19 protein-coding genes and 1 tRNA gene are annotated in these 13,105 nt (G+C 63.9%); 3 read left to right on the forward strand and 17 right to left on the reverse strand.

Annotation, left to right across the window (positions count from 1 at the left end; translation table 11 throughout):
* Positions 1 to 133: 133 nt before the first annotated feature.
* Complete coding sequence (locus ACS5NL_RS11335; protein WP_439353897.1) at positions 134 to 1,087, reverse strand: M23 family metallopeptidase; 954 nt, start codon at positions 1,085 to 1,087, stop codon at positions 134 to 136.
* Between the two features lie 46 nt (positions 1,088 to 1,133).
* Here ACS5NL_RS11335 and ACS5NL_RS11340 point away from each other — a divergent pair, with 46 nt between their 5' ends.
* Positions 1,134 to 1,451, forward strand: a complete 318-nt coding sequence (locus ACS5NL_RS11340; protein WP_439353898.1) for a hypothetical protein — start codon at positions 1,134 to 1,136, stop codon at positions 1,449 to 1,451.
* Between the two features lie 31 nt (positions 1,452 to 1,482).
* Here the strand turns inward: ACS5NL_RS11340 and ACS5NL_RS11345 are convergent.
* The 6 genes from ACS5NL_RS11345 to petA all read right to left on the reverse strand — a co-directional run bounded on the left by ACS5NL_RS11345 (position 1,483) and on the right by petA (position 5,714).
* Positions 1,483 to 1,558: transfer RNA gene (locus ACS5NL_RS11345), tRNA-Thr, on the reverse strand.
* A 16-nt stretch (positions 1,559 to 1,574) separates the two neighbouring features.
* On the reverse strand, positions 1,575 to 2,105 hold the full coding sequence (locus tag ACS5NL_RS11350) for a ClpXP protease specificity-enhancing factor (RefSeq protein ID WP_439353899.1): 531 nt from the start codon (positions 2,103 to 2,105) through the stop codon (positions 1,575 to 1,577).
* Positions 2,106 to 2,120: 15 nt separating this feature from the next.
* On the reverse strand, positions 2,121 to 2,732 hold the full coding sequence (locus tag ACS5NL_RS11355; protein WP_066152914.1) for a glutathione S-transferase N-terminal domain-containing protein: 612 nt from the start codon (positions 2,730 to 2,732) through the stop codon (positions 2,121 to 2,123).
* 120 nt (positions 2,733 to 2,852) lie between these two features.
* A complete protein-coding gene (locus tag ACS5NL_RS11360) occupies positions 2,853 to 3,608 on the reverse strand; it encodes a cytochrome c1 (protein ID WP_439353900.1) in 756 nt (251 codons plus the stop codon).
* A gap of 22 nt (positions 3,609 to 3,630) precedes the next feature.
* Positions 3,631 to 5,067 carry a cytochrome b gene (locus ACS5NL_RS11365; protein WP_439353901.1) on the reverse strand — a complete coding sequence of 479 codons (1,437 nt, stop codon included), beginning with the start codon at positions 5,065 to 5,067 and terminating at the stop codon, positions 3,631 to 3,633.
* A gap of 38 nt (positions 5,068 to 5,105) precedes the next feature.
* Positions 5,106 to 5,714: a ubiquinol-cytochrome c reductase iron-sulfur subunit gene (gene petA, locus ACS5NL_RS11370; protein WP_439353902.1), complete on the reverse strand. Its 609-nt coding sequence runs from the start codon at positions 5,712 to 5,714 to the stop codon at positions 5,106 to 5,108.
* Positions 5,715 to 5,958: 244 nt separating this feature from the next.
* Here petA and mscL point away from each other — a divergent pair, with 244 nt between their 5' ends.
* Positions 5,959 to 6,372, forward strand: coding sequence for a large conductance mechanosensitive channel protein MscL (gene mscL / locus ACS5NL_RS11375; RefSeq protein ID WP_439353903.1), 414 nt, complete (start codon positions 5,959 to 5,961; stop codon positions 6,370 to 6,372).
* 52 nt (positions 6,373 to 6,424) lie between these two features.
* Here mscL and pdxA read toward each other — a convergent pair whose 3' ends face one another.
* From pdxA to ACS5NL_RS11390, 3 genes are all read right to left on the reverse strand, one after another.
* The gene (pdxA, locus tag ACS5NL_RS11380) at positions 6,425 to 7,477 is read right to left on the reverse strand and encodes a 4-hydroxythreonine-4-phosphate dehydrogenase PdxA (RefSeq protein ID WP_439353904.1); all 1,053 of its coding nucleotides are present in this window, start codon (positions 7,475 to 7,477) and stop codon (positions 6,425 to 6,427) included.
* Positions 7,478 to 7,479: 2 nt separating this feature from the next.
* Complete coding sequence (locus tag ACS5NL_RS11385) at positions 7,480 to 8,271, reverse strand: Nif3-like dinuclear metal center hexameric protein (protein ID WP_439353905.1); 792 nt, start codon at positions 8,269 to 8,271, stop codon at positions 7,480 to 7,482.
* A gap of 114 nt (positions 8,272 to 8,385) precedes the next feature.
* Positions 8,386 to 8,535 (reverse strand): DUF3149 domain-containing protein, encoded by a 150-nt coding sequence (locus ACS5NL_RS11390; protein WP_439353906.1) that lies wholly within the window; start codon positions 8,533 to 8,535, stop codon positions 8,386 to 8,388.
* Between the two features lie 172 nt (positions 8,536 to 8,707).
* Between ACS5NL_RS11390 and ACS5NL_RS11395 the strand changes: the two genes are divergently transcribed.
* Positions 8,708 to 9,871, forward strand: a complete 1,164-nt coding sequence (locus ACS5NL_RS11395) for a trypsin-like peptidase domain-containing protein (RefSeq protein ID WP_439353907.1) — start codon at positions 8,708 to 8,710, stop codon at positions 9,869 to 9,871.
* A 16-nt stretch (positions 9,872 to 9,887) separates the two neighbouring features.
* Here ACS5NL_RS11395 and tatC read toward each other — a convergent pair whose 3' ends face one another.
* The 7 genes from tatC to hisI all read right to left on the reverse strand — a co-directional run bounded on the left by tatC (position 9,888) and on the right by hisI (position 13,103).
* The gene (gene tatC, locus ACS5NL_RS11400) at positions 9,888 to 10,679 is read right to left on the reverse strand and encodes a twin-arginine translocase subunit TatC (protein ID WP_439353908.1); all 792 of its coding nucleotides are present in this window, start codon (positions 10,677 to 10,679) and stop codon (positions 9,888 to 9,890) included.
* The gene (gene tatB / locus ACS5NL_RS11405) at positions 10,679 to 11,176 is read right to left on the reverse strand and encodes a Sec-independent protein translocase protein TatB (RefSeq protein ID WP_439353909.1); all 498 of its coding nucleotides are present in this window, start codon (positions 11,174 to 11,176) and stop codon (positions 10,679 to 10,681) included. Before tatB ends, tatC begins: the two co-directional genes overlap by 1 nt.
* A 61-nt stretch (positions 11,177 to 11,237) precedes the next feature.
* Positions 11,238 to 11,471 (reverse strand): Sec-independent protein translocase subunit TatA, encoded by a 234-nt coding sequence (tatA, locus tag ACS5NL_RS11410; RefSeq protein WP_439353910.1) that lies wholly within the window; start codon positions 11,469 to 11,471, stop codon positions 11,238 to 11,240.
* A gap of 72 nt (positions 11,472 to 11,543) precedes the next feature.
* On the reverse strand, positions 11,544 to 11,906 hold the full coding sequence (locus tag ACS5NL_RS11415; RefSeq protein WP_439353911.1) for a histidine triad nucleotide-binding protein: 363 nt from the start codon (positions 11,904 to 11,906) through the stop codon (positions 11,544 to 11,546).
* Between the two features lie 20 nt (positions 11,907 to 11,926).
* Positions 11,927 to 12,316: a DUF4870 family protein gene (locus ACS5NL_RS11420; RefSeq protein ID WP_439353912.1), complete on the reverse strand. Its 390-nt coding sequence runs from the start codon at positions 12,314 to 12,316 to the stop codon at positions 11,927 to 11,929.
* A 14-nt stretch (positions 12,317 to 12,330) separates the two neighbouring features.
* Positions 12,331 to 12,702: a phosphoribosyl-ATP diphosphatase gene (locus tag ACS5NL_RS11425; protein ID WP_439353913.1), complete on the reverse strand. Its 372-nt coding sequence runs from the start codon at positions 12,700 to 12,702 to the stop codon at positions 12,331 to 12,333.
* 5 nt (positions 12,703 to 12,707) lie between these two features.
* A complete protein-coding gene (hisI, locus tag ACS5NL_RS11430) occupies positions 12,708 to 13,103 on the reverse strand; it encodes a phosphoribosyl-AMP cyclohydrolase (RefSeq protein WP_439353914.1) in 396 nt (131 codons plus the stop codon).
* Positions 13,104 to 13,105 lie beyond the last annotated feature (2 nt).

Consider the following 13,105-nt stretch of genomic DNA (forward strand, 5'->3'; position numbering starts at 1 on the left):
GAGCCCGGGCAGGCGAAAAAGTCGAACAACTCCTGGCAGCCGAAACGGCTGAACCCGGCACCAGCGAGGTGCTGGCAAACGCTGCTGTTTCAAGAGCAAAACAGCAATTTTACCCGGCGGCCCGGGTCGCTCATCAGGGCTTGCGCCGGGGGCCGGGCTGCACCAGTTGCGCGGCAGCCAGCGTCTCGCCCGCGGCGAGGAAGCGCGCAGGGTCCTGCACCACCCCGGAGACCCAGACCTCGAAGTGCAGGTGCGGCCCGGTCGAGCGACCGGTCGAACCCACTTCGGCAATTTTCTGACCCCGTTTCACGATGTCACCCTTCTTCACGAACACCTTCGAGGTGTGGCCGTAGCGGGTGATGATGTTGTTGCCGTGATCGATCTCGATCATGTTCCCGTAGGCCGGATGGAGATCCTGCACCACGACCACACCGCCGGCGGCGGCCACGATCGGGGTTCCGGTGTCGGCCGGAAAATCCAGGCCGGTGTGCAACGCCGTTCGACCGGTGATGGGGTCGATGCGAAAACCGAAGGGAGAACCGATCCGTCCGCCAGACACCGGCTCCTCCGTCGGCACCAGCGTCTGCTGGATGCGCTGGTCAAACAGGCGGGACTCGACCACCGTGAGCCAGTCGACACCCGCCCCGCTGGCACGGTCGAGCTGCTCCATCGCTTTCATCAGTTCGTCCAGCGTCGGCTCACGGCCTGACACCAGGGCTCCGCCAGAGCCGGGCAATGCCTTGAATTCTTCGGGTTTCATGCCAGCAAGGCCGGCCACGCGTTCACCCAGCGACTCGATCTGCATCATGCGCGCCTGCATTTCCCCGAGCTTGCGCGCCATGGCCGAGAGGTTCTCGCGCATGTACAGATCCTTGGAGTCGACCTCGCCCTGCGTGACGATGCGGGCCACCGACTCGAAGCCTGGCCATCCCTGACGGACGCCATGCAGGAACACCCAGTGGTAGGCCGCCACCGCCCCCAGCATCAGCAGAAGGCTGGCCAGCACACCGGAGAGTGCCAGCTTGAGGCCGCTGAGATGGAGGGCCTTGCTCTTGGCCAACCATGCGTCCGTGATAATGATGTGCACTTCTCACCTTTCCCGACGGCCCTGGGCCGCCTGCATCGTTCGTCCCATGACCACCGTTCCACGAAAACACACCGTGTTCAGCCTGGAACAGGCTGTCGGGGCTGCGCCCAATCTGGCGGCGTTGCAGGAACGCATTCGTGTCTCGCGCGCCTGCCTGGAACTGGTCAAGCCGCTGATTCCGGCCATGCTGCACAAGCAGATCCAGGCGGGACCGATTGGCGACGGCGAGTGGTGTCTGCTGGTCGGCAGCGCCGCCGCTTCCACCAAACTGCGCCAGCTGCTGCCAGCCATCCAGAAGCGGCTGACCGAGAACGGCACACAGGTTCTCTCGATCCGGCTGAAAATCCAGTCGCCGCAACGCTGAGCGGCGACACCGCCGCAACTTGCCAACAATCTGGTGCCGCTTGTCTGACTCGAACAGACGACCTATCGCTTACAAGGCGAGTGCTCTACCAACTGAGCTAAAGCGGCACGTGAGGGCAAAATTCTACTTGACGCGTTTGAGCTGCGGCCGGTTGCCGCCGCGTCCCGGGCCGTTGCCCGGTGGCTCGGGGCCATCGGGGGATGGCGATGGTTCTGCGGCCGATGGGACAGGACGCAGGGGCGCTCTGTCCTGAAGGTCGCCAGACGACGGCACGTCCACCTCGTTTTCCTCCGGCACGAACTCCTGCATCGTGTTCGCCACAGGATCCGGCGGGGGAAAGGCCATGCCCTGGCCATTTTCCCGCGCATAGATCGCGGTCACGTGGGTCACGGGGACCACGACCTCGCGCGCCACCCCGCCAAAGCGGGCCTTGAACTCAATGAAGTCGTTTCCAAGCCGCAGTCCGTTGGTCGCCTCGAACCCGACGTTCAGCACGATCTCGCCATTGCGCACGAACTCGACCGGCACCCTGACCGACGCGTCCACGCTCACGGCAATGTGGGGCGCGAACCCGTTGTCCGTGCACCATTCGTGCAAGGCACGAATGAGGTACGGGCGGGTCGAGGTCGGTTCCTGATCGTCGTCGCGCGTCATGAGGCTTCCAGTGACTTACTTGCGCATCACCTTTTCCGAAGGCGTCAGCGCTTCGATGTAGGCGGGACGGGAGAAGATGCGTTCGGCGTACTTGAGCAACGGCGCTGCATTCTTGCTCAGCTCGATGCCGTAGAAATCCAGGCGCCACAGCAGCGGGGCAATGGCCACGTCGAGCATGGAGAAGTTGTCACCCAGCATGAACTTGTTCTTCAGGAACACCGGGGCCAGTTGCGTCAGGCGGTCACGGATGTGGGCTCGCGCCTTTTCCAGAGCCTTCTCGTTGCCCTTGCTGCTGCGCGACTCGAGCACGGAGACGTGGGTGAACAGCTCCTTCTCGAAGTTCAGCAGGAACAGGCGCACGCGGGCACGGTCCACCGGGTCGCCAGGCATCAACTGCGGATGCGGGAAGCGCTCGTCGATGTACTCGTTGATGATGTTGGACTCGTACAGGATCAGGTCGCGTTCGACCAGGATCGGCACCTGCCCGTAAGGATTCATCACGCTGATGTCCTCGGGCTTGTTGTACAGGTCCACGTCGCGGATTTCGAAGTCCATGCCCTTTTCGAACAGGACGAAGCGGCAACGGTGGGAATAAGGGCAGGTTGTGCCCGAGTACAGGACCATCATGTCGGAGTCTCCTAAATACAAAACAGTGGTTTGCATGGCCGCGCTGGCGCGGAACCACAAACCACTGTGAAAAGTCCGGAGCGCTCCCGCCCTTGAAAGGCCGGAACGCCGGTCAACAAATTACTTGACGTCTTTCCAGAACGCCGCGTTCAGACGCCATGCCACGACAGTGAATGCCGCCAGGAACAGCAGAACCCAGACACCCAGACGCACGCGGCTGTTCTGGGCAGGTTCCGACATCCATTGCAGGTAGGCCACGAGGTCGCCCACGTTCTGGTCGTACTCTTCCTGGCTCATCATGCCGGCCTTGCCCGGTGTCCAGCCCTTGAAGTGGTGTTCTTCCTGACCGTGGCTTTCGACCTTCTCGAACTCGGGCTTGCGTTCGCCCTGCAGTTCCCACAGCGGATGGGGCATGCCGATGTTCGGGAAGACCAGGTTGTTCCAGCCCGTGGGTTTGGCTTCGTCGCGATAGTAGCTGCGCAGCAGCGTGTAGATGTAGTCGGCACCGCTGCCGGCACCGCTGGCACGCGAACGGGCCACCAGCGTCAGGTCGGGCGGGTTCGCGCCGAACCAAGCCTTGGCCTGCTTCGGATCGATCGACGCCTTCATCGTGTCACCGATCTTGTCGGTGGCGAACGTGAGGTTCTCGGCGATCTGCTTGTCGGTCAGGCCGATGTCGCGCAGGCGGTTGTAGCGCATGAACGAAGCCGAATGGCAGCTCAGGCAGTAGTTGACGAACAGCTTGGCGCCATTCTGCAGCGCCGCCATGTCGTTGGTGCGCTGCGGTGCCTTGTCCAGCGGGAAGCTGGCACCAGAGGCCAGCACTGCCCCATTCAAACCCATGGCCAGCATCAGGCCCAGAAGGATCTTTTTCATCTTTTGGTTCTCCGGATGTCGCTCAATGGGGCTTGAAGGTGACACGGCTGGGCACCTGCTTGAACTCGCCCAGGCGGCTCCACCAGGGCATCAGCAGGAAGAAGCCGAAGTAGAACAGCGTGCCCACCTGAGACACCAGGCCACCCACCGGTGACGGAGGCTGGACACCCAGGTAACCCAGGATCAGGAAGTTGATCACGAACACCGTGTACAGCCACTTGTTCCAGTTCGGACGGTAGCGGATCGACTTGACCGGGCTGTGGTCCAGCCAGGGCAGGAAGAACAGGATGACGACCGCGCCACCCATGGCCACCACACCCCAGAACTTGGCGTCGATGGCCAGCATCAGCAGAACCGTGACGGCAGCGGCGCCCACGGCAGCCAGCTTGAAGAAGCCACTCAGCTTGGACTTGAAGGCCGCGTAGGCAGCGCCCAGCACGACGCAGGCAATCAAGGCGTACATCATCTGGCTGGTGATGGCACGCAGCATCGAATAGAACGGGGTGAAGTACCAGACCGGGGCGATGTGCAACGGCGTGACCAGCGGATCGGCCGGGATGAAGTTGTTGTACTCCAGGAAGTAACCGCCGAGCTCCGGTGCGAAGAACACGATGGCGGAGAACACCATCAGGAACATCGACACGCCGAAGATGTCGTGCACCGTGTAGTACGGGTGGAACGGCACGCCATCGGCAGGCGCGGACACCGACCAGCGGTTGCCCTTCGGGCCAGCCTTGATCTCGACACCATCGGGGTTGTTCGAACCCACATCGTGCAGCGCCATCAGGTGGGCCACCACCAGACCCAGCAGCACCAGCGGCACGGCAATCACGTGGAAGCTGAAGAAGCGGTTGAGGGTGGCATCGCCGACCACGAAGTCACCGCGGATCAACAGGGCCAGGTCCGGTCCGACAAAGGGAATGGCAGAGAACAGGTTCACGATCACCTGGGCGCCCCAGTAGGACATCTGTCCCCAGGGCAGCAGGTAGCCCATGAAGGCTTCGGCCATCAGCACCAGGAAGATGCCGCAGCCGAACAGCCACACGAGCTCGCGCGGCTTGCGGTAGGAGCCGTAGATGAGGCCGCGGAACATGTGCAGGTACACGACCACGAAGAAGGCGGAGGCACCCGTGGAGTGCATGTAGCGGATCAACCAGCCCCAGGGCACGTCGCGCATGATGTATTCGACCGACGCGAAAGCAACGGGAACACCGGCCGAGTTGACCGACGCGTCGGGCTTGAAGTGCATCACCAGGAAGATGCCGGTCACGATCTGGATCACCAGAACGAGCATCGCCAGCGAGCCGAAGATGTACCACCAGTTGAAGTTCTTCGGCGCGTAGTACTCGGCCATGTCGCGCTTGTAGATGTAGAACGCCGACGGAAGCCGGTTTTCAAACCAGTTCGTGACTTTCTCTACAACGGGCGCGTCGGGGGAAATTTCTTTGAATTCAGCCATGGATTACCTCTGAGTTCGGGTTGCCTGCTGGACGCAGGTCAGGCCTTTTTTTCTTCGCCGATCAACAGCTTGTTGTCGGACAGGTACTGGTGCGGGGGCACTTCCAGGTTGTCCGGCGCAGGCTTGTTCTTGAACACGCGGCCCGCCAGGTCGAAGGTCGAACCGTGGCAGGCGCAGAGGAAGCCGCCGACCCAGTCGTCGGGCAGCGAGGGCTGGGGCCCGGGCGTGAACTTGTCGCCGGGCGAGCAGCCCAGGTGGGTGCAGATGCCCACGCCGACAAACACCTCGGGCTTGATGGAGCGGTGCCGGTTCTTGGCGTATTCAGGGGTGGGCACCGCCTTGCGTTCGGAATTGGGGTCGACCAGTTGGGGCTCGATTTTCTCCAGCGCCTTCAGCTGATCGTCGCTGCGACGCATGATCCACACGGGCTTGCCACGCCACTCCACCACCCGCTTCTCGCCCGGCTTCAGCGTGGAGATATCCACTTCCACCGCAGCACCAGCGGCCTTGGCCCGCTCGGACGGTTGAAAGCTGGAGACAAAGGGCACGGCGACGGCGGCTGCTCCCGCGCCACCCATGGCGGCGGAGGTGATCAGCCAGGTGCGGCGGCTGCTGTCCACAGGCGCCGGGACGGTTGCTTCACTCATGGGGATCTTTCAATGAGGGTTCGAGAGGTGGGCCCACTAGGGTCAACCCTGCATTGTACCGGAGCGTTACAGCCGATTTGACACCCCTGACCGCCGCACCACGCCTGCGATTTCGCGGACGGCCGGATACCCCCTGTCCGTCAGGTCACGGTAATACAAATGTGTTCCGTGAGAGAATCCCTTTTGCCTATATCGAGTCCCAATGTCATGCGCATTGGGACGAATGCAACCAACGGAGAATCTCATGGGAATGATGCAGGAGTTCAAGGAATTTGCCCTCAAGGGCAACGTGATGGATCTCGCGGTCGGCGTGATCATCGGCGGCGCTTTCGGCAAGATCGTCGATTCGCTGGTCGGCGACGTGATCATGCCGGTGATCAGCAAACTGTTCGGTGGTCTCGACTTTTCGAGTTACTACATTGCGCTGGCCGGACAGGCTGCCGGTCTTCCGCTGGCAGAAGCCAAGAAAGCCGGAGCCGTGCTGGCCTATGGCAACTTCATCACCATCGCGCTGAACTTTGTCATTCTGGCCTTCGTCATCTTCATGCTGGTCAAGCAGATGAACCGCATGAAGAAGGAAGCCCCCCCGGCAGCGCCCGCCGCCCCGGCCGAAGACGTCGTCCTGCTGCGCGAAATCCGCGACAGCCTGCGCAAATAAGCGCGACGGTTCCGAAAGCCGCCTGCATCCCCCCGGATGCAGGCGGCTTTTTTCATGGGGTGCCGGCGCTCATCGCCAACGCAGCGTCGATAGCGGCCAGCAGGCTGGAGGGATCGGCCTGCCCGGTGCCTGCAAGGTCGAATGCCGTGCCATGGTCCGGGCTGGTTCGGATCAGTGGAAGGCCCAGTGTTGTATTGACGCCATGCTCCAGGCCAAGCAGCTTGATCGGGATCAAGCCCTGGTCGTGGTACATCGCGATCACCACATCGAACGCACCCTGACGGGCCCGCATGAACACCGTGTCCGGCGCGTGCGGGCCACTGGCATCGATCCCCAGGGCACGTGCCGCGGCGACCGCCGGGGCGATGAGGTCGATGTCTTCGCGGCCGAACAGGCCGCCCTCGCCGGCGTGCGGGTTCAGTCCGGCGACAGCGATGCGCGCATGGGGCGTGCCGCAACGCGAAAAATGCGCCGCGGTGATCCGGATCGTGTCCAGGATCCGGTCGACGCTCAAGGAGTCCAGCGCCTCACGCAAGGACACGTGGATGCTGACCAGCACCGTCGCAAGGCCGGGAGCGCTCAGCATCATGCGGACTGGCATCCGGTCCACCGGCACACCCGCGTGTTCCGCCGCCAGCGCCTGCAGGTACTCGGTGTGCCCCGGATGCGGCAGCCCCGCGGCCGCGAGCGCCTCCTTGTGCACCGGCGCCGTCACCATCGCGCGGGCCACGCCCGCAAGGGTCCAGCCAGCGGCCCTCGCAATGCACTCGGCCGCCGCCCGCCCGGCGACACCACCGATCTTGCCCAAGGGCACCAGCGGATGGCGCCCGCAGGCCTGGAAGACGCGGATGGCCTGTGCACCGTCCAGGCGCGGCACATCTTCCGCATCCACCCCGCGCACCTGCGGCAAGGAGCCGCCCGAAAGCCCCGACAGCAGAGCGTGCGCCCGTTCCATCGAGGGAATGTCCCCGGCCACCACCACCTGCCCCAGCAACTCGGGACGCCGCGCCAGTGCCTGGACGACGATCTCAGGTCCGATGCCGGCCGGATCCCCCATGGTGATCACCAGTGGCCGGTGCAGGCCTTGTGAAGTCGTTCCGTCCATCGTCAGGCCGGATTGGGAATGTCGATGAACCGGTGCTCGATGCCGAGCCGGTCGGCCACGTCCTGCGCCACCGCCGGCGCGCCATAGCGCTCCGACGCATGGTGCCCGCAGGCGATGTAGGCCACGCCGCTCTCGCGCGCATAGTGCGCCTGGGGCTCGGAGATCTCGCCCGTGACGAACAGGTCCGCGCCCGCCGCGATGGCCGCCTCGAAATAGCCCTGGGCTCCCCCGGAGCACATGGCCACCCGCGCCACCGGTCGCCCCGGATCGCCCACGAACACGAGGTCACGGCCCAGGGACTGGCGCACCACGTCGGCAAAGGCCCCGGCCGTGGTCGGCGGACAGCGCCCCAGAACGCCCAGCGACTGGTCGCCGAAGCGCCCCTCTCCAGCGGCCCCGGACAGCGTCACGCCCAGGCGGAGCGCCAACTGCGCGTTGTTCCCCAGCACGGGATGGGCGTCCAGCGGCAGGTGGTAGGCAAACAAATTGATCTCGTGGGTCAGCAGACGGGAGAGGCGTTGCTTCATCCACCCGGTGACGCGCCCGTCCTGACCACGCCAGAACAGGCCATGGTGAACAAAGATGGCGTCCGCCCCCGCATCCACCGCGGCCTCGATCAGCGCCAGGCTGGCGGTCACACCGCTGACCAGCTTCCGCACTGTGGGCCGCCCTTCGACTTGCAGCCCGTTGGGGCCGTAGTCCTTGAACAGGGCAGGCTGAAGCAAACCATCAAAGGCCGCGAGCAAGGTCTCTCGTGGCACGCCATCGGGGCGAGTTGAAGACTGGGAGGACATCCGGACGACCAATGAAAAAGGCCCTTCTTCCCGCCGGATTGGCGAAAAGCAAGGCCTATTCTGTCACTGCCGCACACCACGTCGTGCGGCCCAGCGAACCGACGGTGACGCGCGTCAGCTGCGCCCGCTCACCGCGCGCTCGGATTCAGCCATCTTTCGATTGAAGAACCGGTAAAACCAGACCGCCATGCCCAGCGTGAATGCGATCACGCCCACACTGAACAGCCCATAGTCGGTCGAAAGAAGATCTGTCACGGCTTTCATTGGATGCTCCTGTCCTCGGAATCAACGGACTGCCATTGCAATCCCGATACCCCCCGGATGCATTGACCTGCGTCAATCGGCTTGAACTGAGAACGGCGGCAGTCATATACGGGACAATGTCTGACCTTGACCCGCCATTTGTTGTCCCGGTCCACCGCGGCACTTCTTCGTCATGAAACGCCTCTGGCTGCTCTTCGCACAAACCGTCACCGTTCTGGTCGCCGCCCTTTTTGTGGTGGCGACGCTCAAGCCTGAGTGGCTCAACCGCCGCCCGGGGCTGCCGATGGTGGTGCCCGTGATCGAATCGCCTGCCGGCAGTGCCGCCATGCCCGCCGGATCCGGGGGCAACAGCCTGCGCGAAGCCGCCAAGGTGGCCTCCCCCGCCGTGGTCAGCATCAACACCAGCAAGGCCCCGGAGAACCACCCGCAGAGCAACGACCCATGGTTCCGTTTCTTCTTCGGTGACCAGGCGCAGGGCCAGCCGCAGGCGGGTCTGGGATCGGGTGTGATCGTCAGCCAGGCGGGCTACATCCTGACCAACAACCATGTGATCGAGGAAGCCGATCAGATCGAGGTGCTGCTCAACGACGGCCGCAAGAGCGCCGCACAGGTGATCGGCACCGACCCCGAGTCGGACCTGGCCATCCTGAAGGTCGCGCTCACGGACCTGCCGGTGATCACGCTGGGCGATTCGGACGCCCTCTCGATCGGCGATCAGGTGCTGGCGATCGGCAATCCCTTCGGTGTCGGGCAGACCGTGACCAGCGGCATCGTCAGCGCCCTGGGCCGCACCCAGCTGGGCATCAACACCTTCGAGAACTTCATCCAGACCGATGCCGCCATCAACCCCGGCAACTCGGGCGGCGCACTGGTGGACATCCGGGGTCACCTGATGGGCATCAACACCGCGATCTATTCGCGCTCTGGCGGCTCCATGGGCATCGGCTTTGCCATTCCCACGTCGACGGCCCGCACCGTCATGGAAGCCATCGTGCGCGAAGGCAAGGTCACGCGCGGCTGGATCGGCGTGGAGCCCCAGGACCTGACACCGGAACTGGCCGAGAGTTTTTCCGTCCCGCCCGGCACCGGCGTCATCATCACCGGCGTGCTGCAGAACGGCCCGGCCGCGCAGGCCGGCATCCGCCCTGGAGATGTGGTCACACACGTGGGAGAAAAACCGGTGAGCAATGTGGCCCAGCTGCTGTCGGCCGTGGCCGCGCTGACCCCGGGCACACCGTCGACGCTGGAGGTCGTGCGCAAAGACGGCAAGCAGCGCGTCCAGATCACCCCCGGCAAGCGCAACCTGCCGAAACCGCCAGCCGCCGGCAACCGCTGAGGCTGCCGGACCGGGCTCAGGCAGCGTCGCTGGACGCTTCTTCTTCGGGTGCCTTGGTACTCTTGGCAAACCACATGGCGCCCCAGATGCCGAACTCGTAGAGCAGGCACATCGGCAGCGCCAGCGCCAGCTGGGACACCACATCGGGCGGCGTCACCACCGCAGCCACCACGAAGGCGACCACGATGAAGTAGCCGCGGAACTCCTTGAGCTGCTTGACGGTGACCATGTTCATCTTCACCAGCAGCACCACCACGATCGGCACCTGAAAAGCCAAGCCGAAAGCCAGGTAGAGCGACAGAATGGCCTCGACATACGAAGCGATGTCGGGCGTGGCGGCCACGCTCTTGGGCGTGAACTGCTGGATGAAGCCGAACATCTTGTCCAGCACGAAGAACTGCACGAACGCAATGCCGACATAGGCCAGCAAGCTGCCGACGATGATCAGCGGCACCGCAAAACGCTTCTCATGGCTGTACAGCCCGGGCGCCACGAAGGCCCAGATCTGGTACATCCACCAGGGCAGCGACATCAGCAACGCGGCCATCGCCAGCACCTTCAGCGGCACAAAGAACGGTGAGAACACGCCGATGGCGATCAGCTTGGCGTCGGGCGGCATGTGCGCCCGGATCGGCACCGCGATCAGGTCGATCAACCCCCCCGGGCCGGGCCAGATCGCCAGAATGGCCATGCACACCGCCAGGCCAATGACGCCGTAGAGCAGGCGGTCGCGCAGCTCCATCAGGTGCTGAACAAACGGCTGCTCGGAACCGGCGAGCTCGTCGGTGGACTTGTCAGAATCGGACATCAGCGGGGGGAAACGGAAGTGGAGCGCGGACGGAACCGCGCCACACGGGCCGCGCCGGACTGCGCGCGCGTGCGCACACCGGTACGGGCCTTGTACCAATGGGGCATGGCGGTCTGCTTGGTGCGCCAGTTCTTCTTGGGGTGCTTGTAGGTCGGGAAACTTCCGTCGCCCAGTGCGGAGAGATCGCTCCCCGACGACATGGCCGATCCGTTCAGCCCGGTCGTGGCCTCGGACCACGACTTCTCGAAATCGCTGGCGCCGGTGCTGACCGAAGACTCGACGTCCCGGGCCGCGGTCTCCATCGACTCTTTCATCTTCTTGAGCTCGTCGAGCTCCATCGACCGGTTGACCTCGGCCTTGACGTCGGCCACATAACGCTGCGCCTTGCCCAGCAAGGTGCCCACGGTGCGTGCGACGCGCGGCAGCTTCTCGGGTCCGATGACGATCAACGCCACCGCGCCGATCAGCGCAAGCTTGGAAATTCCGAGATCAATCATGGCGCGACCCGCTTGAAGTCAGGCGCGGCGACATGCCAGAAGAGGCAGCGCAATCCGGACCTCAGCTTTTCTGCTTGGCTTCGACGTCGATGGTGGTCTTCTCGCTGCGGGTGTCCTGTCCCACTTGACCAGCCGGCGGCGCGTCGGCACTCGAGCCGCCGTCCTTCATGCCATCCTTGAAGCCCTTGACCGCACCACCCAGATCGGAGCCGATGTTCTTGAGCTTCTTGGTACCGAACACCATCACAACGATCAGCAGCACGATCAGCCAGTGCCAAATCGACAAAGAGCCCATGAAATTCTCCAGAAACAGATTGGTGAAAGAGCGCCTGGCGCCAATGCTCGGATTCTAAGCCCCGGGATTGGTTCAACCCCGTGCCCAGGGACGCGGACCGCCCATCACATGCCAGTGCAGATGCTGGACTTCCTGCCCACCCTCGGCACCGGTGTTGCACACCATGCGAAAGCCCCCTTCGGGGTAGGGGTTGCAGCCCTGCTCCAGCGCCAGCTTCGGCGCCAGCACCATCAGGCGCCCCATCCAGGCTTCGTCGGCCGCGGTCAGGTGCGACATCGACGCGATGTGGCGCTTGGGGATGATCAGAAAGTGCACCGGCGCCCAGGGATGGATGTCGTGAAACGCGAAGAGCTCGCTGTCCTCGTACACCTTGCGGGACGGAATCTGGCCGGCAATGATCTTGCAGAAAATGCAGTTCGGGTCGTGATCGCTCATGGTCGGTATGTGGATTCGGATCAGGCGGGCATCGCCTCGCTGGCATTCATGCGCACCATGCCCCGGACGATGCGGTAGAGGAACCAGATGGAAATGAGGCCCCAGGCGATCCATCCGGGCAGCACCAGCAGCAGCCACAGCGGAATCGTCACCACATACAGGATCGCGGCCCAGATCACGCTGCGGATGCGCCAGGAGAAGTGGCTGGCCTGCCAGGTGCCCGCGGCATCGTCCTTTTTCACCAGGTCGACGATGAGCGCCACGATCAGCAACCCCGCACCCACCTGGGCGCCCGGGATCACCGCCGCCACTGCCACGATCAGGTGCAGCAGATAGCTGATCCATCCCACTGTCTTGAGGGATTCGGCCTTTTCGCGGTCGACCGCCTGGACGTCGATGATGTCGCTCATGTCGGCTCTCCTGTTCAGGACTTCGGTTCGGCCTCGCGCGCCACGGCCTTGCGCAGCGCCTTTTCTTCCAGGCCGCTCAATCCTTCGCGGCGCGACAGCTCGGCCACCACATCGGCGGGCGCCTTGCCGTAGTGGGCCAGCGCAATCATGCTGTGGAACCACAGATCGGCCACCTCGTTGACCAGCTTCTGCACGTCGCCACCATGGTCGCAGTCCTTCGCGGCCATCACGGCCTCGGTCGCCTCTTCACCGATCTTCTTGAGGAAAGCGTCCGGCCCTTTGTGCAGCAGGCGGGCGACGTAGCTCTTCTCTGGGTCGCCACCATTGGCCAGCTTGCGGCTTTCGATCACGGCGGCCAGGCGGGCCAATGCGTCTGTGTCGGACATGAAACTCACTTGTAGATGGATTCGGGATCCTTGAGCACCGGATCGACCGACACCCACTGCCCATTCTGGTGGCTCTGGAAGAAGCAACTGTGGCGCCCGGTGTGGCAGGCGATGCCGGGCTCGTGCCCGAGCTGTGTCACCTTCAGCAGCACCACGTCGTTGTCGCAGTCCAGCCGGATGTCGTGCACCGTCTGCACATGACCGGACTCCTCGCCCTTGAACCAGAGCCTGTTGCGCGAACGGCTGAAATACACCGCCCGGCCCAGCTCGGCCGTCTTCTGCAGCGCTTCGCGGTTCATCCAGGCGAACATCAGCACGTCGCCCGTGGCCGCTTCCTGCGCGATCACGGGCACCAGGCCCTGCGCGTCCCACTTGATCTGGTCGAGCCAATCGTTGGTCATGT

It is taken from the genome of Hydrogenophaga sedimenti, from assembly GCF_051857515.1.
In the GTDB taxonomy this organism is placed as follows: Bacteria; Pseudomonadota; Gammaproteobacteria; order Burkholderiales; family Burkholderiaceae_C; genus Hydrogenophaga.